Source organism: Sphingopyxis sp. P1IMeth2, assembly GCF_900185685.1.
Lineage (GTDB): Bacteria > Pseudomonadota > Alphaproteobacteria > Sphingomonadales > Sphingomonadaceae > Sphingopyxis > Sphingopyxis terrae_A.
In genome coordinates this window covers 159,431-182,568 of sequence record NZ_FYAT01000012.1, presented here as the reverse complement: position 1 = coordinate 182,568, position 23,138 = coordinate 159,431, and the positions used below count along the sequence as shown (strand labels likewise).

At 62.1% G+C, this 23,138-nt stretch carries 26 protein-coding genes, 1 tRNA gene and 3 pseudogenes; 12 read left to right on the top strand and 18 right to left on the bottom strand.

The annotated features are described in order from the left end of the window. Positions 1 to 112: 112 nt before the first annotated feature. Positions 113 to 730 carry a DNA-3-methyladenine glycosylase gene (locus tag P1IM2_RS07695; RefSeq protein WP_186402031.1) on the bottom strand — a complete coding sequence of 206 codons (618 nt, stop codon included), beginning with the start codon at positions 728 to 730 and terminating at the stop codon, positions 113 to 115. Between the two features lie 99 nt (positions 731 to 829). Between P1IM2_RS07695 and P1IM2_RS07690 the strand changes: the two genes are divergently transcribed. Continuing rightward, on the top strand, positions 830 to 1,147 hold the full coding sequence (locus tag P1IM2_RS07690) for a 2Fe-2S iron-sulfur cluster-binding protein (RefSeq protein WP_003043571.1): 318 nt from the start codon (positions 830 to 832) through the stop codon (positions 1,145 to 1,147). Positions 1,148 to 1,243: 96 nt separating this feature from the next. Here the strand turns inward: P1IM2_RS07690 and rlmB are convergent, their stop codons facing one another. Continuing rightward, a complete protein-coding gene (rlmB, locus tag P1IM2_RS07685) occupies positions 1,244 to 2,011 on the bottom strand; it encodes a 23S rRNA (guanosine(2251)-2'-O)-methyltransferase RlmB (protein WP_040589946.1) in 768 nt (255 codons plus the stop codon). 79 nt (positions 2,012 to 2,090) lie between these two features. Between rlmB and P1IM2_RS07680 the strand changes: the two genes are divergently transcribed. Next, a tRNA-Tyr gene (locus P1IM2_RS07680) sits at positions 2,091 to 2,177 on the top strand. 152 nt (positions 2,178 to 2,329) lie between these two features. Beyond that, positions 2,330 to 3,559: a site-specific integrase gene (locus P1IM2_RS07675; RefSeq protein ID WP_260833952.1), complete on the top strand. Its 1,230-nt coding sequence runs from the start codon at positions 2,330 to 2,332 to the stop codon at positions 3,557 to 3,559. Positions 3,560 to 3,696: 137 nt separating this feature from the next. On the opposite strand, the gene P1IM2_RS07670 is transcribed toward P1IM2_RS07675, so the two are convergent. The 3 genes and pseudogenes from P1IM2_RS07670 to P1IM2_RS07665 form a co-directional block, all read right to left on the bottom strand. After that, positions 3,697 to 4,083 carry a hypothetical protein gene (locus tag P1IM2_RS07670; protein ID WP_234178803.1) on the bottom strand — a complete coding sequence of 129 codons (387 nt, stop codon included), beginning with the start codon at positions 4,081 to 4,083 and terminating at the stop codon, positions 3,697 to 3,699. 57 nt (positions 4,084 to 4,140) lie between these two features. Then, a pseudogene (locus P1IM2_RS18910) lies at positions 4,141 to 4,224 on the bottom strand (Fic family protein); the annotation flags it as partial. Between the two features lie 21 nt (positions 4,225 to 4,245). Then, on the bottom strand, positions 4,246 to 4,512 hold the full coding sequence (locus P1IM2_RS07665; protein WP_186402030.1) for a hypothetical protein: 267 nt from the start codon (positions 4,510 to 4,512) through the stop codon (positions 4,246 to 4,248). Between the two features lie 358 nt (positions 4,513 to 4,870). On the opposite strand from P1IM2_RS07665, the gene P1IM2_RS07660 reads away from it, so the two are divergent. Next, entirely contained in the window at positions 4,871 to 5,245 is a 375-nt protein-coding gene (locus P1IM2_RS07660) for a glycine zipper 2TM domain-containing protein (RefSeq protein WP_062902567.1), read from the top strand. A 153-nt stretch (positions 5,246 to 5,398) separates the two neighbouring features. Here P1IM2_RS07660 and P1IM2_RS07655 read toward each other — a convergent pair whose 3' ends face one another. Then, complete coding sequence (locus tag P1IM2_RS07655; RefSeq protein WP_186402029.1) at positions 5,399 to 5,959, bottom strand: J domain-containing protein; 561 nt, start codon at positions 5,957 to 5,959, stop codon at positions 5,399 to 5,401. A gap of 210 nt (positions 5,960 to 6,169) precedes the next feature. Here P1IM2_RS07655 and P1IM2_RS07650 point away from each other — a divergent pair, with 210 nt between their 5' ends. After that, positions 6,170 to 6,328 (top strand): hypothetical protein, encoded by a 159-nt coding sequence (locus tag P1IM2_RS07650; RefSeq protein ID WP_186402028.1) that lies wholly within the window; start codon positions 6,170 to 6,172, stop codon positions 6,326 to 6,328. A gap of 117 nt (positions 6,329 to 6,445) precedes the next feature. Here P1IM2_RS07650 and P1IM2_RS18905 read toward each other — a convergent pair whose 3' ends face one another. The 3 genes from P1IM2_RS18905 to P1IM2_RS07635 form a co-directional block, all read right to left on the bottom strand. Further along, a complete protein-coding gene (locus tag P1IM2_RS18905; protein WP_260833951.1) occupies positions 6,446 to 7,159 on the bottom strand; it encodes a PEPxxWA-CTERM sorting domain-containing protein in 714 nt (237 codons plus the stop codon). A gap of 279 nt (positions 7,160 to 7,438) precedes the next feature. Next, positions 7,439 to 8,095, bottom strand: coding sequence for a helix-turn-helix domain-containing protein (locus P1IM2_RS07640; protein WP_186402027.1), 657 nt, complete (start codon positions 8,093 to 8,095; stop codon positions 7,439 to 7,441). Between the two features lie 546 nt (positions 8,096 to 8,641). Beyond that, the gene (locus tag P1IM2_RS07635; RefSeq protein ID WP_186402026.1) at positions 8,642 to 9,748 is read right to left on the bottom strand and encodes an acyltransferase family protein; all 1,107 of its coding nucleotides are present in this window, start codon (positions 9,746 to 9,748) and stop codon (positions 8,642 to 8,644) included. Between the two features lie 27 nt (positions 9,749 to 9,775). Between P1IM2_RS07635 and P1IM2_RS07630 the strand changes: the two genes are divergently transcribed. From P1IM2_RS07630 to P1IM2_RS18900, 3 genes and pseudogenes are all read left to right on the top strand, one after another. After that, positions 9,776 to 10,552, top strand: coding sequence for a sialate O-acetylesterase (locus tag P1IM2_RS07630; RefSeq protein WP_186402025.1), 777 nt, complete (start codon positions 9,776 to 9,778; stop codon positions 10,550 to 10,552). A 5-nt stretch (positions 10,553 to 10,557) separates the two neighbouring features. After that, positions 10,558 to 10,863: pseudogene (locus tag P1IM2_RS07625) on the top strand (transposase); the annotation flags it as partial. Between the two features lie 438 nt (positions 10,864 to 11,301). Further along, positions 11,302 to 12,033, top strand: coding sequence for a PEPxxWA-CTERM sorting domain-containing protein (locus tag P1IM2_RS18900; protein ID WP_260833950.1), 732 nt, complete (start codon positions 11,302 to 11,304; stop codon positions 12,031 to 12,033). Positions 12,034 to 12,527: 494 nt separating this feature from the next. Here the strand turns inward: P1IM2_RS18900 and P1IM2_RS07615 are convergent, their stop codons facing one another. Next, a complete protein-coding gene (locus P1IM2_RS07615) occupies positions 12,528 to 12,998 on the bottom strand; it encodes a hypothetical protein (protein WP_222103006.1) in 471 nt (156 codons plus the stop codon). Positions 12,999 to 13,057: 59 nt separating this feature from the next. Between P1IM2_RS07615 and P1IM2_RS07610 the strand changes: the two genes are divergently transcribed. Further along, a complete protein-coding gene (locus P1IM2_RS07610) occupies positions 13,058 to 14,413 on the top strand; it encodes a hypothetical protein (RefSeq protein WP_186402023.1) in 1,356 nt (451 codons plus the stop codon). Between the two features lie 24 nt (positions 14,414 to 14,437). On the opposite strand, the gene P1IM2_RS07605 is transcribed toward P1IM2_RS07610, so the two are convergent. Genes P1IM2_RS07605 through xrtV form a run of 3 tightly spaced genes read right to left on the bottom strand, consistent with a single transcriptional unit; the run spans position 14,438 to position 16,889 of the window. Next, entirely contained in the window at positions 14,438 to 15,274 is an 837-nt protein-coding gene (locus P1IM2_RS07605) for a SurA N-terminal domain-containing protein (protein ID WP_186402022.1), read from the bottom strand. A gap of 12 nt (positions 15,275 to 15,286) precedes the next feature. Continuing rightward, positions 15,287 to 15,991 (bottom strand): exosortase-associated protein EpsI, V-type, encoded by a 705-nt coding sequence (gene epsI / locus P1IM2_RS07600; RefSeq protein ID WP_186402021.1) that lies wholly within the window; start codon positions 15,989 to 15,991, stop codon positions 15,287 to 15,289. Further along, the gene (xrtV, locus tag P1IM2_RS07595; protein WP_186402020.1) at positions 15,984 to 16,889 is read right to left on the bottom strand and encodes an exosortase V; all 906 of its coding nucleotides are present in this window, start codon (positions 16,887 to 16,889) and stop codon (positions 15,984 to 15,986) included. The genes epsI and xrtV overlap by 8 nt, the downstream gene beginning before the upstream one ends. Positions 16,890 to 17,074: 185 nt before the next feature. Here xrtV and P1IM2_RS07590 point away from each other — a divergent pair, with 185 nt between their 5' ends. After that, positions 17,075 to 18,070: a cell wall hydrolase gene (locus tag P1IM2_RS07590; protein WP_186402019.1), complete on the top strand. Its 996-nt coding sequence runs from the start codon at positions 17,075 to 17,077 to the stop codon at positions 18,068 to 18,070. Between the two features lie 131 nt (positions 18,071 to 18,201). Here the strand turns inward: P1IM2_RS07590 and P1IM2_RS18895 are convergent. Next, positions 18,202 to 18,492 (bottom strand): annotated as a pseudogene (locus P1IM2_RS18895) (CAP domain-containing protein); the annotation flags it as partial. A gap of 18 nt (positions 18,493 to 18,510) precedes the next feature. On the opposite strand from P1IM2_RS18895, the gene P1IM2_RS07585 reads away from it, so the two are divergent. Beyond that, complete coding sequence (locus P1IM2_RS07585) at positions 18,511 to 18,672, top strand: hypothetical protein (protein WP_186402557.1); 162 nt, start codon at positions 18,511 to 18,513, stop codon at positions 18,670 to 18,672. A 192-nt stretch (positions 18,673 to 18,864) separates the two neighbouring features. Here the strand turns inward: P1IM2_RS07585 and P1IM2_RS07580 are convergent, their stop codons facing one another. Both P1IM2_RS07580 and P1IM2_RS07575 read right to left on the bottom strand, forming a co-directional pair. Beyond that, positions 18,865 to 19,521 carry a L,D-transpeptidase gene (locus P1IM2_RS07580; protein ID WP_260833949.1) on the bottom strand — a complete coding sequence of 219 codons (657 nt, stop codon included), beginning with the start codon at positions 19,519 to 19,521 and terminating at the stop codon, positions 18,865 to 18,867. Beyond that, positions 19,521 to 20,156, bottom strand: a complete 636-nt coding sequence (locus P1IM2_RS07575) for a PEPxxWA-CTERM sorting domain-containing protein (protein WP_186402018.1) — start codon at positions 20,154 to 20,156, stop codon at positions 19,521 to 19,523. Before P1IM2_RS07575 ends, P1IM2_RS07580 begins: the two co-directional genes overlap by 1 nt. A gap of 294 nt (positions 20,157 to 20,450) precedes the next feature. Between P1IM2_RS07575 and P1IM2_RS07570 the strand changes: the two genes are divergently transcribed. Further along, the gene (locus P1IM2_RS07570; RefSeq protein WP_222103005.1) at positions 20,451 to 20,885 is read left to right on the top strand and encodes a GtrA family protein; all 435 of its coding nucleotides are present in this window, start codon (positions 20,451 to 20,453) and stop codon (positions 20,883 to 20,885) included. Here P1IM2_RS07570 and P1IM2_RS07565 read toward each other — a convergent pair. Then, complete coding sequence (locus P1IM2_RS07565) at positions 20,781 to 21,842, bottom strand: glycosyltransferase family 2 protein (protein WP_186402016.1); 1,062 nt, start codon at positions 21,840 to 21,842, stop codon at positions 20,781 to 20,783. The genes P1IM2_RS07570 and P1IM2_RS07565 overlap by 105 nt on opposite strands. Then, the gene (locus tag P1IM2_RS07560) at positions 21,839 to 23,032 is read right to left on the bottom strand and encodes a hypothetical protein (protein WP_186402015.1); all 1,194 of its coding nucleotides are present in this window, start codon (positions 23,030 to 23,032) and stop codon (positions 21,839 to 21,841) included. Before P1IM2_RS07560 ends, P1IM2_RS07565 begins: the two co-directional genes overlap by 4 nt. Between the last annotated feature and the right edge of the window lie 106 nt (positions 23,033 to 23,138).

The following is a 23,138-nucleotide window of genomic DNA, read 5'->3' as shown; positions in this document are numbered from 1 at the left end:
GATGAAACAATGAAGGCCGGGTGGAGGATGCTCCGCCCGGCCTTTTTGTTTGGCGCGGCTACCCGGTTCCCGCTTTCGCGGGAATGACGAGGGTGGGGGACCGACCGCGTGGCTAAATCACATCCATATTGTAGCAATGCCAGCTGAAGATTGCGGCGGCGCCGCGGTGGGGACGCCATGCCTCGCCGATTTCGCGGACGCGCTTCTCGCTCGGGCGTGCGTCGAGGCGGAGGATGCGGCCCACGGCCTCCTGGACCGCCAGGTCGCCGGCGGGCCAGATGTCGGGACGCCCCTCGGCAAAGAGCAGATAGATTTCGGCCGACCAGCGTCCGATGCCCTTGACCTTTGTCAGCAGCGCGATCGCCTCTTCATCATCGGCAGGGAGGGCGGCGAAATCGAGCTCGCCATCGAGCACGAGTTGCGCGAGACTTTTGGCATAGTCCTGCTTTTGCGCCGAGAGGCCGCAGGCGCGAAGGGCGTCGAACTCCGCGGCCGCCATCACCTCGGCGGGGCAACCCGCCCCGAAGCCCGCTTCCAGCTTGTTCCAGATCGAGGTTGCCGCTGCGACGCTGACCTGCTGGCCGACGATGGTACGCAGCAACGTCGTATAGCCGGGCTCGCGGATGCGCGGTTCGGGATAGCCGGCATTGCCCAGCGCGCGCGCGAAATTGGGCTCGCGCGCCGCAAGCGCATCGATCCCGGCGTTCAATTGCTCCTGCGACAGCCCCATTGATATTCTCCTTTTGTTCCGGCTGCCGTCATTAGCAACGCTTGATTTGCCACGCAACGCACGACATAGCCCTGCCGAATCGAAACTATGGGGACGAGCATGGCCAAGCTGATTGTCGTGACGCGCGACGGAACCGAACATGAAATCGAGGGCGATACCAGCCTGACCGTGATGGAAAATATCCGCGACGCCGGTTTCGACGAACTGCTCGCGCTGTGCGGCGGCTGCTGTTCGTGCGCGACCTGCCACGTCCATGTCGAGGCGGGCGACGCCGCGGCGCTTCCTGCGATGAGCGAGGACGAGAATGATCTGCTCGATTCGACCAGCGACCGCGACGACACCTCGCGCCTGTCGTGCCAGATTCCGTTCAGCGACGCGCTCGACGGGCTGAAGGTGCGGATCGCCGCCGAGGATTGATTCCATTCGTCATCCCGGCAAAGGCCGGGACGTCCACGGTTCAGCTATAACGCGAAGTTGAGACCCCGGCCTTCGCCGGGGTGACTGCTCATGGGCTCAGGCTCCAGCCGTCGCGACCGCGTAGAGCGCGATCGCCGCAGCATTCGAGATGTTGAGGCTCTCCATCCGCGGCGAGATGGGGAGCTTTGCCAGCACGTCGCAATGTTCCATGACATTGTGCCGCATGCCGTCGCCTTCGGACCCGAGCACCAGCGCGACCTTGCTGCCATCCAGCGTGTCGCCCAGCGTCGTTTCGGTGTCGCCCGTCAGGCCGATTCGCCAATATTGCGCTTCGGCGATTTCCTCGAGCGCCCGCGACAGATTGACGACGCGAACCCACGGCACGGTTTCGAGCGCGCCCGATGCCGAGCGTGCGATCACGCCGCTTTCGGGCGGGCTGTGGCGGTCCTGCGTGACGATAGCGGCGGCGTCGAAAGCCGCGGCGGAGCGCAGCACCGCGCCGATATTGTGCGGATCGGTGACCTGGTCGAGGACGACGATCGGCCGCTTGCTCTCCGCATCGACTTCGTCCTGCAACAGATCGCCGAGATAGATCTCGTCGAGCGGATCGACCTCGATCACCAGCCCCTGATGCGGGGCATCGCGCGCGACGAGCCGCGCCAAGTCGGCAACGTCGGCAAAACTGATGGGAACAACCGGCGGCAAATCGAGCTGGCCGAGCGCTTCGCGCGTCCCCCAGATTCGCTTGACGCGACGCTCGGGGTTCGCGAGCGCGGCCAGAACGGCGTGGCGTCCCCAGAAACGGACGCCCTGACCACGCGGAGTCTGCCCCTGTGGGCGGCGATGACGGGAAAATTGTCTCATAGCGGCGGCCTTTCCCATGACTGCCATTGACAGGCAAGACTCCTTTCGCCATTGGACCGCTTCCCAACGCGGACCCCATGGACAGGTGGCCGAGTGGTTAAAGGCAGCAGACTGTAAATCTGCCCGGGTTTCCCGTACGCTGGTTCGAATCCAGCCCTGTCCACCACCCTCCGGTCCGAGGGCATCTCCTGAAATCGCTGGAAGCCGCAGAAAACCTGGGGTATTATCCCTTTGTCGGTCCTCTGCATCCCATGCCATATCACTGCAGCGCGAAAAAAAGTTGGGGGAAAATGTGGGGGAAGGTTTTTCGACCCCTAAATGAAGTGTGGGGGAAAAAATTGGATTAAACCTATGAAAAAGCTAACAGCTTTGGCGGTCAAGGCAGCATTGGGAAATCCTGGGACCTATCAGGACGGTGACGGGCTGTTTCTGAAGGTCGATAAACGGGGAGGCGCCTCGTGGCTTCTCCGGCTGCAACGCGACGGCAAACGCCATGATATCGGCCTGGGCAGCGCCAAGCTGCTTCCGCTTATAGAGGCACGGCTGAAAGCCCATGAAATTCGCAAGGCAGTCAAGATCGACGGACGCGATGTGCTGGCGGAGAGGAAGGCCGAAGCCGCCGCCAAGGTGACGTTCCGCGAAGCGGCGCGCAAATATCATAGCGAGAATGCCGCCAGCTGGAAAAGCGCCATCTATGCGCGCCAGTGGTTCGCGGCTCTGGAGAGCTACGCTTTTCCTAAATTGGGCGATCTTCCGACCGGGCAAATCACTGCCGCCGATATTATCGAGGTGTTGTCGCCGATCTGGCAGGAGATTCCCGATACGGCGCGTCAGATCCGCAACCGTATCTGCGTTGTTCTCGATTATGCGAATGCGAAAGGCTGGCGCCCTACCGAAGCTCCGTCGGGCAGTGGAAGCCTGAAAGCCGGGCGAGGGTTGCCCCGTCAGGTGAAATCGCGAGAGAATCGCAAGGCCATGCCTTACAGCGCGTTGCCCGACTTCATCACAACCCTGCGGCGAAAGCCTACTTTCGGCCGGTTGGCGCTCGAACTGCTCATCCTTACCGGCGTGCGCAGCCAGGAAGTTCGGCTCGCGACGTGGGCGGAGTTCGATCTTGAGGAGCGCTTCTGGACAATACCAGCCGACCACATGAAGCGGGGCAAGGCACATATGGTTCCGCTGTCCGACGCGGCTCTCGCGGTGCTGGCCAAAGCGAATGCCTTTCGCCTTCCCGATACAAATGTCGTTTTCCCGGGCGCGGCCGGAAAGCCGATGTCCGACATGACCCTGCTAAAGGTGTTACGCGACATGGAGGTGCCCTTCCATGTCCATGGCTTCCGTTCCACCTTTACCGACTGGGCGGCGAACGATGATTTCGCCGATGCGGTGGTAGACGCGGCGCTGGCTCACAAGACACCCGATGCCGTGGAGGCGGCTTATCGGCGCACAACCTATCTTGGTACGCCGGGCCGGCCCGGCGCGCGCGTCAGGCTGATGGACGCGTGGGGAAGCTATTGTGCCGGAGGCCCTGCCGAGGCGATGCTGTAGGTCCCAAATGGAAGCAGCCTCGATTAGGCGCGCGTCGGCGGCATCACACCGCAGCCGGCGGTCGCGCAAACTGCAGCCTTTGTAGGCCATTATGCTCTACTTCGCGGCGGAGCGTCGGCTTTGTCCGCCTGCTCGCCTTAAGTGCGCAGGCGATATCGCGTGTGCTTAAATTCCCCATCTTTTCGAAGCGCGCCTAGCAGCACCAGTTCAGCAAGGTCTCGCGTGGCTGTGGCAGTGGCCGCACCTGTTAATGTACGATAATTTGCGGCGCTCAGACCTCCTCTGAAGCCATCCGGCCCTTCCGCGAACATTCGCAAAAGAGCCTTTTCTTGTCGCACGTTGATTCGACCGCGAAGACGATCAAGCAGCTTGGTTTTTGCAATCAGGAAGTGAACCCGCTCGAGCATGCGTTGTTGAGCCGCAAGGGCAATATCGAAAAACCAGTCGAGCCACTCGTCTATACGGTTCGGCACGCTCGCTCGCTGAAGTTGCGTGTAATAATCTTTGCGATGCCGCTGGATCATCTCCGCAAGAGCGGTAATCGCCGGCGCGTCGAGGCCTTGAGCTAGCGCCTTTTCGGCAATGGCGCGACCGAGACGTCCGTTGCCGTCTTTGAAAGGGTGAATGGATTCAAACCACAGGTGAGCAATACCCGACCGAGCCAGTGCGCTAAGACCGAGGGGCCATCAGCCGAAAAGGCGCCGGGCCCATCCGCGCCTTCCATGATGATGCGGCGACAGTCCGGAAATCTGAATGAGGTAATTGCCAAGAATGGCAGCTTGCTGCTTCGTCATCACAAAACGGCTAAGATCAGGATCGTGCTTTCTTGCGGCTTCTGACGATTTGACGCTCTCGAGCCGGAGCATGATCTTGTCGCCCGCATCATGATGGGCCCAGCCTACTAGCGCTCCAAAATTTTCCGTCATCCGCTTCGCCCCCACCCTAATGGTCATTCAATGCTGATATCGTGGCGAGGAAATTACCAGAAATCGTCAGGATTGTCGTCCCACCGGCGCATTCAAAGCATCGACGATCGATGTCAGAGCGAAGCCTCAAGGGACGTCTGACCGGCCCTGGCTGCTTTCGATAGACCGTAACACGCGGCCTCAGCTTGTATCGCCGTGCCCATCTGCCGCTTGGGACAAGGCATTCGGCTGCTGGCAACCTATCGGCGGATTGGCCGTTGCAGGACCATCGCAAAATGGTCGGGCGTGCGCGTTCGGTCTTACGTTTGTCGGGTACTAGCTTCAACGAAGCACAGCCCGGCTCGTCCGGGGCAGATACCCGCCTTGCTCGATTGGGAGCTGAAGTATGAAGAAGATTATTGCAGCAGTTCTGCTCGGTAGCCTGGTAGCGCCGGCAACACCTTCTCTTGCCGAACCTCCGCCCTGGGCGCCGGCCCATGGCAAACGTGCCAAGGAGCGCAGTCTCTACGACAGCAACGGACGATATTATGAGCCGCGCAGACTGTCGCGCGGCGATCGTGTGTGGCGCGGCCGGGATGGGCGCTATTATTGCCGACGGGACAACGGAACAACCGGTCTCATTATCGGCGCTGCGGTCGGCGCATTGTTGGGACGTGAGCTCGCCAGCGGGCGCGACCGGACCGTAGGAACGATCATCGGCGCTGCAGGCGGCGGGCTGCTGGGCCGTGCCATTGACCGCGGGGAGCTGAAGTGTCGCTGAACCGATAGGCGAAGCAGAGCGGACGGCCGGCCACACCGACGGGTCGGCCTGAAGCTCGTTCGCAAGTCATCGAGAGTTGCTGCCCGCCTCGCTGGCGGTCGCGTCGTCGGCAGCTTCGGAAATGCGGAGGGGACGCTGGACTGACGTCGGCAATTATGGCCTTGGTTCACCCTTGCGCTCGCGCGTTTGGGCAATCAGTAATTGTTCTGCGGCCGTCGTGCGCGACGTGGTGATCACATGATCGACCCCATCGATGGTAATCGCCAGCGTTCCGCGCTCGTTTGTCTCGATCAGTCCCTTGGATTTCAGATACCATCGATGAAAATCGAAATGCTCGTCGCTGCACCCGAGCATTTCCTGAAGGAAGAAGGGCGCGACGCCGGCGTCCTGCGCATTTTGTCGGCGACGCTTGTACAGCTCGCGCAGGATACGGCTTTGGGCATCCGCATCGTCCAGTGCTGCCTGGGTGTCGATATCAAGGCCGGCGCTCGCCGATTGTACGCCGTCAGCCCAGGGACGATGGGCCTTGTGGAGTAGATCATATTCTGCACGCAATTCAGCATCACGCGGCTTGCGATAGGCTTCGATCACCTGGTTGAATTTGACGACATCAGCCGTCTCGTGATGATCGGGATGATAAATTTTGGCGAGTGAGCGATAGGCCGTCTCAAGTGCCTTGGCGTCGCGGCGCCAATCGACACGCAATATCTTCATAATAGTCGGTGAAGTCTGCGTCCTGATGCATCGCTGCATTACCGCGATCGATAGTCCGGATTTCTGCCCGGACAGTTCGGCGGATTACGCCTTTCTATCGCGCCCTTGCGTTGGCTAGGCGATAGCCAGGCGTTGCGCAACGACCCCTCGCGCGAACGACCCCCATGCTTTGCTTGCAGAGTTCAAGCTTGCGACCGCATTTGCGCTTCTTTGAAGCGCGGCCAACTCGGGCACGGGATTACCGAAGAGATTTTTGCAGATCTGGATACCTGGCGGCCAGCAATCGCGCCCGCCGATTTAGCGCTGGCCCCAAGCAAGGGGGCGCGGATGACGCTGCATGATGTGGCGATCGAAAATGCGGGGCATTAGGCGCCATCTCGCCATAGCCCCACATCAAGATCGGCCGGATTTTCCGGCAATATGATTTCCCGATATTCCCTGCCGAAGGTCAGCAGGGAACCCGACAGCGCTAGCGGCCTTAGGGCTTCAGCCGTAGGTTACGCGAACTTTCTGCTCGCGCTTCGCCGAACGCATCAAGCCCCCGACGGCAAAGAAGCCGAACAGGAAAAGCGCCCAGGTTGCCGGCTCGGGAACAGCGCCCACGTCGCCTTGCGAGAAACTCGCCTTGAACCAGACGTCGTCGTCTCCTGAGGCCTTGTTCCAAGTCGAGCTGGTCAGCGCGCCAAAATTGTCGCCGGCATTATAGTAGACAAAGCCGCCCCCCGGCATCTGTTCGCTGCCGAAGCTACCCGAATAGGGCATCGATGCGGTGCTCTCAGCGCCGGAGAAATCCGCGAAGAGAAAGGCGACATACTGGGCGCCGGTCGTCAGGCCAAGGCCTCCGGTCGAGAAAAGAAACTCGGTCGGATTGTCGTAGAGCGATCCGGTAAAGGATTGCAGGCTGCTGGCGAACAGTTGCGCGCCGGTCGCCTTCGATCCGTCCCAGCCGTAGATATAGGCGCGGAAATCGACCGGGTTTGTGACCCCTCCGGTGAGATACAGCGAGAAGCTGTCGAGGACATTGTCAGCGCCGACGGTGAAGGTCTGGCCATAGGCCGAGGTATCAGGGTCGCCGAACGGGCTCCACGCACCGGTAAATGGCTGCGTCGTATCGAGCGAGGTTGCGGCCGAGGCGGGCGCGGCAAGAAGCACGGAGCTTGCGGCGAGGGCCGCGCTGCAAAGCAGAGTCTTGATGCGCATCGTTAACTTCCCCTGATGATGATTAACAAAAAGTAAGAAATATTGCGCGGGGAGTCAATCAGTTCGCCACGCTGCGCAGCTGTGCCAAAACGGGGCATTGGGGGGCGCTATTGGGCATCGCGCTTGATTGGTGATGGGAACGCAGAGATCGACCACAGCGGCAACAGAGTAGCGCGATGAATGGCGCGCGCGGATTAGGCGCGCAGGATTAGGTACCTGCCGACGCGGCAGACCACGCAACGAACAGATTTTCGGAAGGCGCGGAAGCCGAGCGCCTGGTTAAAGCTCGACGCTAATCTTCACCTTTTCCGGACTTGTCCCGACGGCACGCGCGATCTCCTCGCGGCTGCGATCGATCACGGTCTGGATGGACTCCGGTTCGGGTTCGTCGATCAGCTCATCGAGCGATACGCCGAGCAGTTCGGCAAGTGCATCGAGGCGCGCATTCTTGGGGCGGGCGCGGCCCTTTTCCCAACCCGAGATCGAAGGCGCGCTAACGCCGAGATGCGCCGCGATATCGGCCTGGCTTAGGCCCTTGCGGACACGCAGCCTTTGCAAGCGCGCGCCGAAATGGGCAATCGTGCGGCGTTCTTCGGGTAGCGCGTCGAGATGCGGCGTAGCTGCACTGCGCAGCTGAACGGCGCTCAACGCCGCAGCCGAAAGCGGCTTCCGGAACTGACAGCCGAAGAGGAGGCCGCTCGTCCACACGATCTTGGCTGAAACCAGCCCGGCATGCGGTAAATCCACCTCGATCCGGTCACCGGCTTTGGGGTCGGCGTCGCATTCCATAAGCAGGCCGGTTTCGGAAATATTGTATATCTGAACCGCGAGCCGTTCGCCGTCACTCAGGCGGCCTTCAATAAGGAGCGGGAGATTGCGGCGAGCGCTTCGGCGCTCGCTCGCGAAATTCGGATCGGGGGAAAGATGGTCGGCCATTGGGATCATAGAGTGGAGAAATTGGGTTAAGACTTCCTTAGCGGCCACTCTCAGCAGGAGATGTGTTGGGCGACGAGGCCGCGAGAATTGGCGACCGCGCCGACGGGCGGTGCACGCGGCGATCTAGGCTCCCTCAGATAGGACAAGGTGCGAAGCCGCCAATGCGACAGGCGGTGGCTGGGATGCTGCAGTGTACCGTCGAGCGAGGGGGAAGGGCATCGCGCCCCATCGCCAAACACTGCTCCGCCAAGGCATGGGCACCGCGCAGGGTTTTTCCTGCCCAATCCAGAGCGAGCTTCCTGAATTCGGAATTGCTGCCGGTAAATCTGGGCGGAAATCGGGTCGGCAACCACAATTCTGCGAAGATCGCGAGCAACATTTCTGAGCCATCAGCGAAGAATCTGGTCCTTCAGAATGAATTTGATAGCGTCGATAGCGTCGTCGCTGACGACATCACGTTCAAGCTGAGGTGGGGAACATCAGACGTTGCTTGCCTCACGCTCGCTCATGATCAGCCCGACGGGCGGCGTACTGCGCGCGTAATGATTACAAGTTTCGGACGAGCTGAGGCCTTGTTAAGCGGTCGGTCCAGCGCATCACGAGATCCTTCCCACGCATTTCGATCGATCGGAACATAGCGACCGCCGCAGCGAGGCAAATCCCGTAAACGATTGGAACCGCTACGAGCAATGGGGCTCCGGCAATAACAAACAGCCGGATAAGCGACACGCCTATGAAGTCGTGGATCAGGTAAAATGAATAGGACGTCTGTCCGATCAGGAGCATCGGTCGCGATGAGAAGATCGCAAGCGTCGAGCTTCCCCGAAGGAAGAGGACGAAGAGCGAGAAAATCGCCGTATTGGCCACGACGAGCACGAGGGGCGATCGGGTGTCGGCGTGAAACAACGACGCTTCAAGCACGAGCAGCGCCGGGAGGGTCGCGCCAGCCAAGGCCCATCGACGCTCGCTGCCTTGTGACCAGATTTCATAACAGCAGATGCCGAACGTGAAATACGGCAGGTATTTGGGCATGCCCACTACCGTTATAATCAGTCCGCCCATGCCCTCAGTGCCAATAATCAGGGCCGCGAAAGCAACCGCTGCCTGCCAGATCAGCCAATTTCGGATAAACGCCTCGCGCGAGACCGCGTAGATTGCCGCCGCCACCGCATAGAATCGTATTTCTACCGCGAGGCTCCAATACACGGGGTCCACCCATTTAACGGGCAGATCCGGAGCTGCAATCGCCATGAACTTCGGGTCTAGAAGAAGGAGGCTAGCCACATAGTCCTGTGGCATCGTGTGCCAGTCTTGGGGGCCAATTATCCGAACGATTATCGCAGTCAGCGTCGCGGCGACGATTAACGGAGGCCAGATGCGCGCAATACGGCGGCGGGCGAAGTCCAAAATCCCCGCGCTCTTCCGAAGGGTCATCAGGATAACGAACCCCGAAATCACGAAAAAGAGTTCGACGCCGATCCATCCATATTCGAAGGGCAGAAAGCCGGAGAAAGGCGACGTGACAGGGATATGACTCAACGGATCGCGCGGGGCTGTGAAAGTGATCGTAAAGTGGAAAGCGGTTACAAGCAGGATCGCGAGAGCACGAAACCCGTCCAGCGTCTGGATGCGTTGCCCGGTTGAGTTCCCCATAGCGCTTCAGCTAGACCGTGGTGCTGCATGGCAAAAGCTTTATTTGGACCATTGATGTCACAATTCGAGACGAATCCTGCGCCGCGGCGCACATTTTTATTGTTGTTTGGCCAGTCGAACGCGATCGCCTATGGTTGTACGACTGCGGCGTTGACAGCTGATCGGGCAGATATCCCGCCAGATATTCTTACGATTCCAGGCGACAAGGTTCAGCTGGGATATTCGGACGGCCGCGCTTTCCATCAGGTGCCCTATCATCCTTCTCACTCGAACCTTCCCGACGGGCCGTCTGCATGGGGCCCGGAGGGAGGATTTGCGGCATCCTGGGCGAGCGCGAACCCGCATGCCGAAAGCCGTCTCCTGATTATGAAGCGCCAACAGGATGCTTCGAACCTGGGACAATGGATAGCGCAGTCAGCACAACGAGCCTGGCTTCAGTCTTATGCCCGAGAGGGCCTTGCCCGAGGGCCATGGGATGATGTCGTCGCGTTTATGGTGAACGGGGAGAGCGAGGGCGTAAGCGAAACCCTCGCGGATGCGTGCTATGCTCGATTGACCTTGCTGTGCGCCGACCTGCGCGCGGCTCTCGGGCCGACAGCACATATCCTGATTTCGCGGCTTCCCAATAGCTGGAAATCCTATCCTTTTTTGAAACGAGTCAGGGAGGCTCAAGCAGCGGTTGCCGCTACGCACCCGTTGATCCATCTCATCGACACTGATCGCTTACCCTACCGTGATCAATATCATTTTCGGGCTTCCGCGATCGCAGATCTCGGCCGCACCGCGTTTAGCGTAATCCGATAGCTGATCGCTCCAGCGGCGAGCGCAAATATTATCTCTCGAACCTGCCCGCAGACACGCCGGTCAAGGATATCACCGCCGCCATCAAGGCGCGCTGGATTTGCGAACAAGCCCATCAGCAACTGAAGGAAGAGCTTGGCCTCGACCATTTTGAAGGGCGATCCTGGACCGGTCTCCATCGCCATGCCCTCATGACGATGATCGCATATGCCTTCCTGCAATCCCGCCGCCTCGCTCAGGCGGGACTGGAAAAAAAGAATCGCAGGCCCGCCACCGCAACCCAGCCTACCGGCAGTCCGCCAGGCCATCCTTGACCACCTGTCCAGGCCCCCACCCGCTTGTTGTCCGCAATGCGGATATCGCATCGCCGCCCCGACAATCAAACTTCTGCCAAAGTAGCGTTAGGCGACGTGGCCGCGGCTCAATAATTGTCTCGCCGTAGCGGTCTGAGCCAAGACGCTGCGCTTTCGCGCTTTCGTGCTCGGTCCAGCGTCGGAAAGCCCAATGGACTTTTCCCAAGTCTGAACGTGCGGCGGCGCGTTCCGCCAACGAGCGCCGCGCCAAAGCCGCCAGTTCGAGCAGATGACGGACGGCAGCTTCTGCTCCGGCGGCCCCCGCCGACGGCAAAACTGATGAGCATGGCTCAGCCGATTCTTATTATGTGTTAATTTGAGACAGGCAGCGCGCCGAAGCGCCCGGAAAAATCATGTTGCAGCGCCTAAGAAATGTTAAGAGCGCCTAAATCGACTCGGATGACGAGCGAAGGCGCGTGGGTCGCGCATCTCAATTCTCAAGGGACGTTTGTCATGAAGTTCGCACTCAAATCACTTGTGGCTCCGGCCCTCCTCGGCGCGCTCGCCTTTTCGGCAACGCCGGCTAACGCTGCCATCCTCATCTGTACCAGCGCAAACTGCGTCAGCACCGACGGCAATGTGCTTGTGAACAGCGGCAGCGGTTCGACGGTCACTGGCAGCGTGGGCGGTGTCGGCCTGACCTTTACCAGCAGCACCGACTCGACGTTGGTCGGTGGTGCCAATGGCCAGGCGCGCGTTGAATCGGCTGACGGTCTTCTTAACGCCCTGACTTTCACCATTCAGAGCGGCTATGGCTTCGAATCGGCAATCTTCAATCTCTCGCCCGTCCCTGGCAACGCGCTGAACGAAGCGACGAGCGTGTTTCTCACCTACCTTCTCTCCGACGGCACGACGGCCTCGATCACCAAGTCGGTTGCCACCAATGGCAACAACTGGTTCGGCATTTACGGTGATGCGGGCGAAGTCTTCACCAGCGCCGGCTTTGTTGCCAATCCGTCGACGACGGGCATCCATGACATGCGTCAGGTGCGTCTCGGCGGTGTCGGCCAGCTCGCCGCCGCGGTTCCCGAGCCGGCGACCTGGGCGCTCATGCTGCTCGGCTTCGGCCTGATTGGCGGAGCGATGCGGTCGCGTCGCAAGGACGCGAATGTGCGCGTCTCGTTCGGCTGATCCAGCTTACCTGAAATTGAGCAGGGCCGTCGATCTCGTTGATCGGCGGCCCTTTTGCTGCATTGTCGTCCCGGTTTCGCAGCGCACGATCTGATCGCTCCCGTGGGGACGCAGGTCGGGCGCATATTCGCCAGTTCGATAAACGCTGCAGGGCCCGGCGCTTGCCACTACCCCGGTACGTGTCAAGCCTTCGCGGCGCTGGACCAGGGCAGGGTCAATTCTCCTGGTCACCGCAGCGCTGCAGAGCCATTCCGGAGGCAGTTGGGCAGTGCGCCGCAATTCTCGGCCAGGCTGGGTCGCGAGGGGCCGGGGTTTCGTCTCGGCGCATCGCGCAAGGTCAGTTGAACTGCCACCGATTTGGGCGGGTCCGCCGCTATCGCAGTAACTGATTAACTTATAGACTTGCAGGCGTCGCAAATGTCCTTGGTCAAACGAGGAGCGGGGGCAAGAAGCTAACTTGAGGGTTAGCCATAGTCGCGAATACATGCGCTGGCTTACGCTCGCCTTTCCCGGCGGGTGATCGCGCTCACCATCGTCAAGGAGCCGGTCGTGATCCACAGCCATCCGATGACCAGCACCGGGCCCGCCGGGCGATAGAGCAACCGATCGAGCGCGTGCAGCGAAATCGTCTCCACTGCAAAGAGGAAGAGAGCCGCCCCGGTCGCGATCAGCGGGACATTCACTGAAGTCTTGCGGGTGCGCCGCCAGCGCCGCGCGAGGAGGGTCAGTCCCGTAAAGGCGGCGATCAGCACAAGCGCGATCTGGAACGGCTGACGTTCGGGATAATAATCGCCCAGCAGCCTTATCACTTGGTCGTGGAGGCCGTGGCGGAAGCCGAGCGCGCATTCAGCAGCCAGGCAGCCATTGACCGCCGCGAGTATCCGCCCCGACGGCACGCACAGCGACAGGCAGGCGGCCGCCGCGCCGCCGAAAGCCACAAGTCCCGCCCATTGGGTCGCGTCCATCAAGCCCCCCACCTTTTAAAGGGGCTTCAATATCCCTCGCGGGGGGCTAAGACCAGCTTGTGCTGATCGCCGCGCATATCCTCTGGGGCGTCGTCGCCATCATCCTCTTCCGCACGGTGCCGCCGCGCCAGGCATTCTGGGCAGCCTTGATCGGCGGGTGGCTACTGCTGCCCCCGGCGGCCTATGGGCCGCTGCCACCGCCCGGCAGCTTCACTTTCACCATCGTGGGCAGTGGGCTGCCCTCGGCGCAGCTCGTCACCAAACAATGGACCGCCCCCGCAATCGCCCTCCTGGCGTCCGCGCTGTTCGATCGCGCGCGCTGGGGCGGTCTTACCTTGCGTTGGTGGGACCTGCCGATTGCCGGCTTCTGCCTCTGGCCGCTCCTCCAGGGGGCGTTCGTCGGGAGCGCGTCGCCCGCGCCGCCGGTTGCGTCGCTCTATCTTCTGGGCGCCTGGGGCTTGCCATGGCTTGCGGGCAAACTCTATCTTCGCGGCCGCGACGATGCCCGCGCATTCGCGGGACTGCTGGCCGGGCTGACGCTGCTCCTTCTTCCCTTCGCGCTGATCGAGGGTTTGACGCGCTTTCGTATTCAAACGCTGATCTACGGGGCCAATCCCTTCGCGCATGATGGCATCGAGCGCTACATCGGCTTCCGGCCGCAACTCTTCTTCGAACATGGCAATCAATATGGACTGTGGATTGCCGGGGCAGCGCTCGCAGCGGCCTGGCGATGGCGCGATGCGGCGGGCGAGGGGGCGGCAGCGCGGTGGCGCGTCGCCGCCGTCCTGCTCGCGGCCGCAACGCTTGCCGCGCAATCGGCGGGAGCGATCATCCTCTTGGCGGCGGGGCTGGGGCTTCTCTTCATGCCGCGCCTGTTCGGCACGCTCCGCATCGCCCTGCCGATGGCGCTCGCTGGTGCGCTCGCGGTCGGCGCGCTCCATGTGAGCGGCGCCGTACCGCTGCGAAGCATCGCCACCGACACCGCGCCCGGCAAGGCGATTGTCGGTGCGCTGCGCGCGAGCGGGCGCGGCTCGGCAACTTGGCGGGTCAGCCAGGATCTCAAGACCCTGCCGCTCCTGCGCAGGGATATAATCTGGGGCACCGGGCGATGGGACTGGTTCCGGCCCGCGGGCACGCGCCCCTGGGGGCTCCCGCTTCTCATCCTCGGTGCCTACGGCCTCGTTGGGCTTGCGCTGCTTGGCGGGGCGTTTGGCGGCGCGCTCGTGCGTCTTGCCGCCATCGCCCGTTCGGGCGGACCGAACGCGGCGGGCGCGCGGCTCGCGATATTGCTCCTCTTGCTGTCCGCGATCGACGCGCTGTTCAACAGCTTTCTCTTCTATCCCGCGATCGCGGGGGCTGCTCTCTCAGGCGGCACACCCAAAGACGCAGCGCCTGATCGCACGCCGGCGGCCTAAGCGAAGGCCGCCGCCACGTCGGCGCTACTTGGCGGCAGGCTTCGCCGCACCCTTGGGCGCAAAATCGGGTTGATATTTAATTTCGGCAGCGGCGCGGGCCTGCTTGAGGCGATCCTGCATCGCGCTCGTCAGCTGCTGATTCTGGATCGCCTGGACCGCCAACGGACGCGCCGCGTCGCCGGTCAGCGGAACGGCGCGTTCGCTCTTGATCACTGCAACCGTGACCATGCCATTCTCAGGCGCGATGAACGGCTCGCCCGCCGGCAGCGCGCGGATCTGCTGCATGCGCTGCTTGCCGACCTGCGCCGAATCCATCTGCGCGTCGGTGCGTGCGAACTTGATGCCGAGCTCCTGAAGATGCGCCGCAACCGCTTCCATCGAATGGTCGTTCTCGAGCGCTTTCAGCGCTCCCATATCCTTGGGCAGCGGGAACTGGATGCGGTCGATTGCGAAAATCTTGCGATCGGCGAACATGTCGGGGTTGTCGGCGATGAACTTGTCGATCTCGGCCTGCTCGGGAACGCGCTGCGCGCGCTGCGCCTTCTGACCCATCAGCTGGACGAGCAGGGCATCGCGCAGCTGGCGTTCGCGCAGCAGATAATCAGGGGTCTTGTCGAGGCCCTCGTCACGTGCGGCCTGCGCCAGCAAACGCCGTTCGACCACACGCTCGAGCGCTGCCTGCTGCACCACCTTCTTGTCGACGCCGTCGGGAATATTGACGTTACCGAGCTCGGCGTTGACTTCCTGGAGCGTGATTTCCTCGCCATTGACCACGGCGGCAACTTGGCCGGTCGGCTCCTTGTCGCAGGCGGCAAGCGAAAGACAGGCCAAGGCAATGGCGGTGACGGTCTTGGTACGCATCAATCGGTCCTTCTATGTACTGCTGGTCGCGCCGAGCAGCAGATGCTGCAGGCGGGCATTCGAATGGAGGATAAAACTGCGAGAGAATTCGTCGAGCAATGTTTCCGCCTCGGGCGCGTCCATCCCGAGCGTCGAGACCCGCATCATCATGCCGTCAGGAATGTCGCCGGCGATATTGGCGCGAATGACCGCCATCCGCTGCTCGGCCCAGCTGCGCGGGAAGGCGTCGCCCAGCCGCGTGAAATATTGCACCTGCTCGATCCGGTCGGGTCCGGTCGCGGTGAAGAAATTGGCGGGGATGCGCCGTCCGCCAACCGGAATATCGACCTCGCGGGTGTCACTCAGCGCATAACCGCCGACCGGATAGCATGTCTCGGGCCGGTGGAGTTGCAGTACGCCGTCCTGCGCATTGTTGTAGGCGAGGAGCATCATCACCGACACGCCGCTCGCCGAAGCGTACACCCGGGTGACGAGATTGTCGTAGAGCCGATCGCGCAGCGCGTCGGGCGGCGGGAGCACGACGCCGCTCTCCGAAATACTCGTCCACCGTCCGAACTGCCGCGGCACCCAGGTGTCGAAGATTTTTTCCGGGACGATCGGATTGGCGACCGCCGGCTGACGCACGAAGGCGTAGGCGGAGGCTGCCGCAAGCGCGCCGCCGATCATCGCACTGCGGCGCGATACGGTGCGATTGGGTGCCGGGGCTTCGTCAGGCATGCGTCGCCTCCCGGTGATGCGTCACGAAACGATCCCAGAGCGGTTTGAGCACCACGTCGATCCCGAAAATGGTGAGTAGTGCGATCCCGAACATCACCAGCCCTGCGAAATTATGCAGGAAGCCCTGCGCCGTTGCCTCGCCCGAATGATAGGTCAGGAGGATGAGGATGAGCACGCGGAAGAAATTGGCGATTAGCGCGACAGGCACGATGAACAGCACGAGCAGCAGCGCATAGCGCCATTCGGCCTGATGCCGCATATAGATATAGAAGAGCGAGATCGCTGCCAGCGAGACGATCGAATTGATCCCCGAGCAGGCTGCTGCGACCAGCAACTCATATTGACCGATATAGATGCGAACCCCTTCGCCGCCGATCGGATAGCCGAACAGCTGAAGAAAGCCGACGGCTGCCTGCGAGAGCCACATCTTCATCGGCACGGTGACCGCGGCGACGAGCGTCTCGGGCGGCGGGAACATGAAGGCGAGATAGAAGAGCGGAAACCACAGCCCCTTCATGACCCGCAGGCCGACGAGGCTGTAGAGTACGACGAGCACGGTCGCGTACATCATATAGCCTTCGATCTCGACGATCTGGGTAATCCGGGCAAAGATCGTCAGCGGAATGAGGACCGCGAGCATTGCCCAGACCGGTCCCTGCGCGGGGATGGAGCGCATATCCCGCACTTCGAGCCAGCGCGTGTGCAGCAGCCAGAGCCCGGTTGCGAGCACGATCGGGCCATGTGCGCCGGCTTCGCCTGACCAGGATTCGCGGACAACGAAGATGAAGGTGGGAATGCAAAAGAGCGCAAGCCCGACGATCAAGGCCCACGCGCCGGGCGACAGGCGCGTCGGTAGCGACGGCGGCGCAATTCGCGATTGCTCAGCGAGCGTTGCCATCGAATTTTCCGGCATCGGCAGTCATGAATATCCGATAGAGCAAAGCGCGGCACCTGCCAATGGGCGACGCGCCTCCCGGTCGAACCGTATCAGCAAGGCACAATCGGCCGGGCACCGGTTGCAGCCACTGGACGCGGACCGGGCTTTGACATAGAGCCGCGCGAGTGCCGAAATGGTGAGCGGATATGGTCCGGACTCGAACCGATAGCGGGCTGATACGTGATCGCCTGATCGCGGCTCTGCTTGTCCTTGCAGCAGTTGCAGCGCTCGCGTTCGCCGCCTGGGCCTTGCTTCATCGCGGCCAGGCTCCACGCCAGCTCACCGAACGAACACCCGTCGCCATGGCGAGGCCGCCCGTTCCCCAACCGCAGCTCTACAAGGAACTGGCGCCCGAGGATGCGCGCGCGGAAAATGCCGCGCTTCCGTTTTCGACGGCACCAATCGAGCGGGCGCCGCCGCTGGTCCTGCCGATCAACGCGTCGGACGTCGCCGGGCGGCGTTCGTCGATCGACTGTCTTACCGCCGCCATATATTATGAAGCGGGCCAGGAAAGCGATCAGGGCAAGCGCGGCGTGGCGCAGGTCGTGCTCAACCGCGTCCGCCATCCGGCTTTTCCTAACAGTATCTGCGGGGTGGTGTACCAGGGGTCGGAAAGGCCGACGGGCTGCCAGTTCACATTCACCTGCGATGGAAGCCTTGCGCGGATTCCGACCCGGCAGGGATGGGAGGCTGCGCGCCGCATTGCGGTTGCCGCGCTATCGGGTGCCGTCGAGCCAAGCGTCGGCATGGCGACGCATTATCATGCCGATTATGTCGTGCCCTATTGGGCGAGCTCGCTCGCCAAGATAGCGCAGCTCGATCATCATATTTTCTATCGATGGACCGGCGGCTGGGGCCGCCGCACCGCCTTCACTCAATCGGTGAGCCAGGAGCAGCCGCTCGTCGACCAGCCGCAGATCGAGGCGATCGGCGAAGCGGGTTTGACGGCGAACGGAACCGTTCCGAATACGAGCGCCATATTGAAATCGCCGCGCCTTCTCGCCGACGAAAATGCAGGCGCGCCGCTCGGGGATGCAGGCGAGGGCGTGGCGACGGCGCCGGCAGTCTCCCCGCTCGCTGCCGATGCGAACCGGTCGGCGCCGGCTGCCGACGCCACCAGCGGACGGCTGAAAGGGGAATAGCGCATGCGCCGCGCAGGCGCGGCTTCGCTCCGCGCCAGGGGATCGCGTCCGCGCACATTGCCGGGTTCGGAATAGCGGCAGACGAGGATTTCCTCGCGCCCGACATCGCTGATGCCGCAGCCCACTTCGCCCGAACGGCTCCAGATCAGCTGCGTATAGTGCGACACATCCTCGGCACGGCCCGTCGTGCTGTTGAGCGGGAAGGTTCCCGGAGTAAAATAGGTCTTTTCCTTGAGCCAGAGACCGATCATCTCTTCGGGACGGAATGCACCGGGGGTCCCGCCCCAGATATTCTCGCCCTCGAGCGGCCTGCCAGGAATATTCGGCGAATGTTCGAAGCGGCCTGTCTCCGAGAGATGATCGGCCCAGGCCTGCGCCCCGCGCGCTAGTTCGTCGTTCCAGCGCAAGGCGGGAACGCCCATGAGCGCGCGCTCGCGATTGTGGCTTTCGAGAAGGCGATCGTCGAGCGCACCCAGGCGCGGCTGCGCGCCGGTCGAAACGAGCGCAACCGCTGCCAGAAGCGTGATTTTTCCTGCCTTGAGGCTGATGTGCTTCATGCGCAAATCCCCGAAACCAGGGAAAAGCTATCGCAAGCCCGCTAAAACAAGGTTTACGGGGGCGGTAAACCGCGTCCTAACCATTTTCAGGCTTGTCTTGGCGCGTGGTCTGCAGCGGCCCGCCGTCGACCTTTCTGCGAAGGTCCTAACCCGGACCAAACTGCCAAAGAAACCGCGGGGCGAGGATCCGACAGGCAGTGGCAGTGCAGGCTGTCTCCACCTATTGCTGACGCCTGACTAGCTGAAGCGTCTGCTTTCGGCGGCCGCGACGCTGCGCGGATCGGTGCGCACGACTTCGACGGTGTCGCCGCGCTGGGCGGCGGCGAAGAGCAGCTTTGCAAATTCGACGGGTAGGCCGATACAGCCATGGGTGGCGCGCCGGCTCGACATCGGACTGCCGTGGAGCGCAATGCCGGTATTGGTGATGAACATCGAATAGGGCATCGGCGCATCGTAGCTGCGCGAATGATAATCGGCATCCTTGTTGAGAATCTTGAACGTGCCGAGCGGCGACTGCATCCCTTCGGCGCCATAGACGATTACCGCGGTGCCGATCTCGTGTCCGCCCCGGAAGACGGAAATCATCTGCCGCCGCAGATCAACCCACACGCGCAGCTTACCTGCAGGAATATTGGTGTCGTTCCAGTCATATTCGCCGTGCCGAAGCCGGTATTTTGTGTCGAGCAGCGATTTGGTTCCTGCCGGGACGAGCCCGGCTTGCACGGCTGCGGCAGCCTCTTGCGCCGAAAGAAATGTACGTCCGGCCAGCGCCTGATGGACCGGTGCGGCTCGCGCCGCCTGATCGGCAGCCACCGAGCTTGCGGCATCAAGATTATAGCCAAGCATCGCGAGCGCCAGCGCGCCGAGGGGAATGCCGACGATCCAGCCGCGCATCAGGCGACGCCCGGACGACCTTGCGAATGGCCGTTGCGGCGACGAAGCGCCGCACCGCAGAGCGCAAATCCGAGGATCATCAACGCCCAGGTCCCAGGCTCGGGCACGGCACCCGTCACCGGCGGTTCAGGGTCGACGGGGGTGGTCGGGTCCCCGGGGTCGGTCGCGATCGGCGGGACGACCGTGCTGATACCGCCCGGGAACCCCGGTCCGGACGGCGTGCCGCCAATCGTCCCGGCGTCGCCGAGCGGGAGCAGCGACGGATCGGGATCGGCGAGCGCCAGCGGGCCGAGCGGATTCTCGCTCAACTGATCCACCGCCTCTTCAGGCGGCGTATCGAAAATTTTGCCGAGCGCGCGCTCTTCGGGCGCATCACGCTGCGGTCCAAGCGCGCGGGCACTCGCCGGGCCTCCGAAGTCGCGCTTGACCTTGGTCTTGATGAGGTCGGTTTCGCCGCGCTCGCCGGGCGAGCGGTCGACGAAGCGCTGCAGCGCGTCCGATGCTTGCGCCAGGAGAAGGCCGCCATCGCCGCTGAACAGCGGCACGGTGACCGACGTCGTTGCAAGAACCGCGAGTGCTGCTGCACCCGCGGCAATCCGTCTTTTGGACGCAAGAAATGTTATGACCCCTGCCATTTGACCTAATTATAGTAATTTGCTCGGTCGCGAAACATGGATTCTGCCGTTCGCGCAGTATCATTATGGCATCTCAAAAGGCCTAGGAAACTGGGCTTTATGGGCCGCGACGGGACGCCGGAGGTCAGAATCGCGGGATTTTACATAAATTAGGCAAAACTTGCATATGGTTAACCGCTGCCGTTACCAGCCCGGCGCTTGCCGAGTCGCGCGCGAAGTGCGCTTGCGCATCACGTGCCGCGCGCGCTAGACGCCGTCCATGCAGGCGCTGCGCTTCATTTGGGGAATGCGGTGATGGGACGCGCGGCCGTCTCCCTTCGCGCACGCGCCGCCGAAATGGGAGCCAGAGTGCCGTTGCTGACCGCCTTGTCGCGCTTCGCGGTGGCGACACTTGCAAGTGCGTCGCTTTCGTCCCTATTGCCGATCCTGCTGCATGAGTGGGCAGGGCTGGGCGAACGAACCGCGGTCGGCCTGTCCTTCGCCATTGCTTATGCCTTCAATTTTCTGACGCTGCGCCGACTGGTGTTTGCGAGCAAAGCAAGTATTGGACGCGATCTGTGGCGGTACGCCCTGGTCAATGCGCTGTTTCGGATTGCCGAGTTTTTCGCATTCTCCGCGCTACGATCAGCCGCGATCCTCTCTTACGCCGCCGCGCTGCTGCTCGTGCTGGCGGTTTCCACCCTGGTCAAATTCTTCGCCTATCGCCGGCTCTTCGGCGGCGGCAGGTAAAAGAGTGCCGCGGGCGAGGGCGATCTGTTCGATGCGTTTGACCCGCTCAAGGGTCATCTCGGTGAGTTGGCGGTTGCGACCGATGAGATCGGCCATCAGTCCGAGGAGAAAGGTCAGCGCGCCCACCGTGAGCAGCGCCGAACCGATCACCAGCGACTGGATCTTGCCTTCACCGCTGACGAAGAAATAATAATAGAGGAAACGCAGCATCGGCAGCACGCCGATGAACGCGATAACCGCGCCGATGAGTGCGAATGTGCGCAGCGGCTGATACATGGCGTACATGCGCAGCGCGGTCGTTCCCGAGCGCTCCATGAAGCGAAACACCGATTTGAAGAGCCTTGAATCGCGGGTCTTGGCGTTGGTGCGCACGGGGACTGCTTCATAGGCCATCGCCTTCTGACCGACCTGGATCAGCATCTCGATCGTGTAGCTGAACGACGAGACGATATTTACTTGAAAGGCAGCAGTGCGGGAAATGGCGCGAAAGCCACTTACAGCATCGGGCACATCGACGCCCGAGAAATGGCGCACCGCCCAGCTCCCAAAGCGTTGCAGCATGCGCTTGGCGGGACTGAAATGGGCGATCGTCTGGGTCTGGCGATCGCCGATGACCACGTCTGCGCGTCCTGCCACGATCGGTTCCACGAGGCGCGCAATGTCAGCGCCGTAATATTGATTGTCCCCGTCGGTGTTGACGATAATGTCGGCACCAGCGCCGAGCGCGTAATCGAGGCCGCGCCGAAAGCTTCTGGCAAGGCCCATATTGCGGCGATTGCGCAGGATATGGTGAACCCCGCACGCGCGCGCCACCGCGTCGGTGCCGTCGGCCGATCCATCGTCGATGACGAGATATTCGATCACATCGATGCCATCGATCTGTTTCGGCAGATCGGCGATAGTGGCCGGAAGCGTATCGGCCTCATTATAGCATGGGATCTGGATGATCAGCTTCATGCGGTCCTCTCCAATGCTGGCGGCGCGTCCGATACCGGCACGTGCTGATGATCGCCGCGCCGCCTCGGCATTGCGGCCGCAAAAGCGATGACGGCAAGCGGCAGCAGCCAGACAATGCGCATCATATAACGGGCATGCGGGGTCGACATGCCGCCGCATATGACGACATTGGCAGCGAGCGCGAGCAGGATCAAAAGTGCCGCGGCCGCGCCCGGAGACCGCCATGACGCGCGGCCGGTCCGGGAGGCAAAGCCGGCCGCAAGCAGAATGAGGGAGAGCAGTGTCACTGCGATCGTCACGAAAATCGTGGGCGCGACCGGAACGGTGCCGCGGTACGCGGCCGAGCGTTCGACCCAGACAAATATCTCGGGGGGGAGATGGCTCCGCGCACCTTCGCGGTGTTCGGCGACATAGTTGAAGTGATCAAGATCGAACGCCAGTGCCTGCTCGCCGCTTGACCGGATGATCGACCTGATCACTTCGCCTGGATATTCGCGAAGGACCGCAAGGTAAAAGCGGACATCTTCGCCACCGAGCTGGCGCTTCGAATCCTCGCCGAGCGTGCTGAATATTCCCTCGTGCGGATCTTCGCTCCACAGCATGATGTCACTTGGTTGCGGCATCCGATCGCGGTAGCCGCACAGAAGAAACTTCGGCGGATTGCAGTGGGTCTCGAGGTAGCGGTAGCCGGGGCCATCGGCGATCAGCCGCGCGGAAAGGAAGGGCGGGGCGGTCGGCGGAGCGCCGAGCGTGCGCGTTACCGCTGCCGAGAAGAGCATTTGTGCCGCGATAGCGATGAGAATGAGGCTCGTCGGCAGCAGAAGCCGGAGCGTCCAGCCCTGCCGCTGTCCGAGGTTGAGGAGCAAGGCGCCGCCGCCGACCGAGAGGATGAGCAGGATGTGCGAAATATGAAAGGTGATCGCCGCTGCTGCTACCATGAATAGAAATGTGCGCGCGAGACGGCCATAGTGCGCGCCGAACAGGATCAATGACACAAAGGCCAGAATGAGCGGGCCGGTGAAAGCGCCCGGCATGAGGCGCGATACGAAGAAGGGCAGCGGGCTGAGAAGCCCCACTGCGATCAGCCCGCCCCAAATCCAGCGTTGCCGGCGACCGGGCGTGAGCGATGCCGTCGCGCCGAACAGGAACAGCGCCACCGTCCCGACCGCGATCGCGGACTGCAAAAACACGGGCCCGAACCGCCCGAGCCCTTCAAGCCCGGCATAGAGGAAGGCGCCATAATAGATTGATCGCCCGGTGAGGACAGTCCGCGCCGGGCGGATCTGAGGAGGGATG

Coding starts and splice junctions, on each gene's coding strand:
- P1IM2_RS07695 (WP_186402031.1), bottom strand. CDS start 730: ATGGGGCTGTCGCAGGAGCAATTGAACGCCGGGATCGATGCGCTTGCG.
- P1IM2_RS07690 (WP_003043571.1), top strand. CDS start 830: ATGGCCAAGCTGATTGTCGTGACGCGCGACGGAACCGAACATGAAATC.
- rlmB (WP_040589946.1), bottom strand. CDS start 2,011: ATGAGACAATTTTCCCGTCATCGCCGCCCACAGGGGCAGACTCCGCGT.
- P1IM2_RS07675 (WP_260833952.1), top strand. CDS start 2,330: ATGAAGTGTGGGGGAAAAAATTGGATTAAACCTATGAAAAAGCTAACA.
- P1IM2_RS07670 (WP_234178803.1), bottom strand. CDS start 4,083: ATGATCCAGCGGCATCGCAAAGATTATTACACGCAACTTCAGCGAGCG.
- P1IM2_RS07665 (WP_186402030.1), bottom strand. CDS start 4,512: ATGACCATTAGGGTGGGGGCGAAGCGGATGACGGAAAATTTTGGAGCG.
- P1IM2_RS07660 (WP_062902567.1), top strand. CDS start 4,871: ATGAAGAAGATTATTGCAGCAGTTCTGCTCGGTAGCCTGGTAGCGCCG.
- P1IM2_RS07655 (WP_186402029.1), bottom strand. CDS start 5,959: ATGAAGATATTGCGTGTCGATTGGCGCCGCGACGCCAAGGCACTTGAG.
- P1IM2_RS18905 (WP_260833951.1), bottom strand. CDS start 7,159: ATGCGCATCAAGACTCTGCTTTGCAGCGCGGCCCTCGCCGCAAGCTCC.
- P1IM2_RS07640 (WP_186402027.1), bottom strand. CDS start 8,095: ATGGCCGACCATCTTTCCCCCGATCCGAATTTCGCGAGCGAGCGCCGA.
- P1IM2_RS07635 (WP_186402026.1), bottom strand. CDS start 9,748: ATGGGGAACTCAACCGGGCAACGCATCCAGACGCTGGACGGGTTTCGT.
- P1IM2_RS07630 (WP_186402025.1), top strand. CDS start 9,776: ATGGCAAAAGCTTTATTTGGACCATTGATGTCACAATTCGAGACGAAT.
- P1IM2_RS18900 (WP_260833950.1), top strand. CDS start 11,302: ATGACGAGCGAAGGCGCGTGGGTCGCGCATCTCAATTCTCAAGGGACG.
- P1IM2_RS07615 (WP_222103006.1), bottom strand. CDS start 12,998: ATGGACGCGACCCAATGGGCGGGACTTGTGGCTTTCGGCGGCGCGGCG.
- P1IM2_RS07605 (WP_186402022.1), bottom strand. CDS start 15,274: ATGCGTACCAAGACCGTCACCGCCATTGCCTTGGCCTGTCTTTCGCTT.
- epsI (WP_186402021.1), bottom strand. CDS start 15,991: ATGCCTGACGAAGCCCCGGCACCCAATCGCACCGTATCGCGCCGCAGT.
- xrtV (WP_186402020.1), bottom strand. CDS start 16,889: ATGGCAACGCTCGCTGAGCAATCGCGAATTGCGCCGCCGTCGCTACCG.
- P1IM2_RS07590 (WP_186402019.1), top strand. CDS start 17,075: ATGGTCCGGACTCGAACCGATAGCGGGCTGATACGTGATCGCCTGATC.
- P1IM2_RS07580 (WP_260833949.1), bottom strand. CDS start 19,521: ATGCGCGGCTGGATCGTCGGCATTCCCCTCGGCGCGCTGGCGCTCGCG.
- P1IM2_RS07575 (WP_186402018.1), bottom strand. CDS start 20,156: ATGGCAGGGGTCATAACATTTCTTGCGTCCAAAAGACGGATTGCCGCG.
- P1IM2_RS07570 (WP_222103005.1), top strand. CDS start 20,451: ATGGGACGCGCGGCCGTCTCCCTTCGCGCACGCGCCGCCGAAATGGGA.
- P1IM2_RS07565 (WP_186402016.1), bottom strand. CDS start 21,842: ATGAAGCTGATCATCCAGATCCCATGCTATAATGAGGCCGATACGCTT.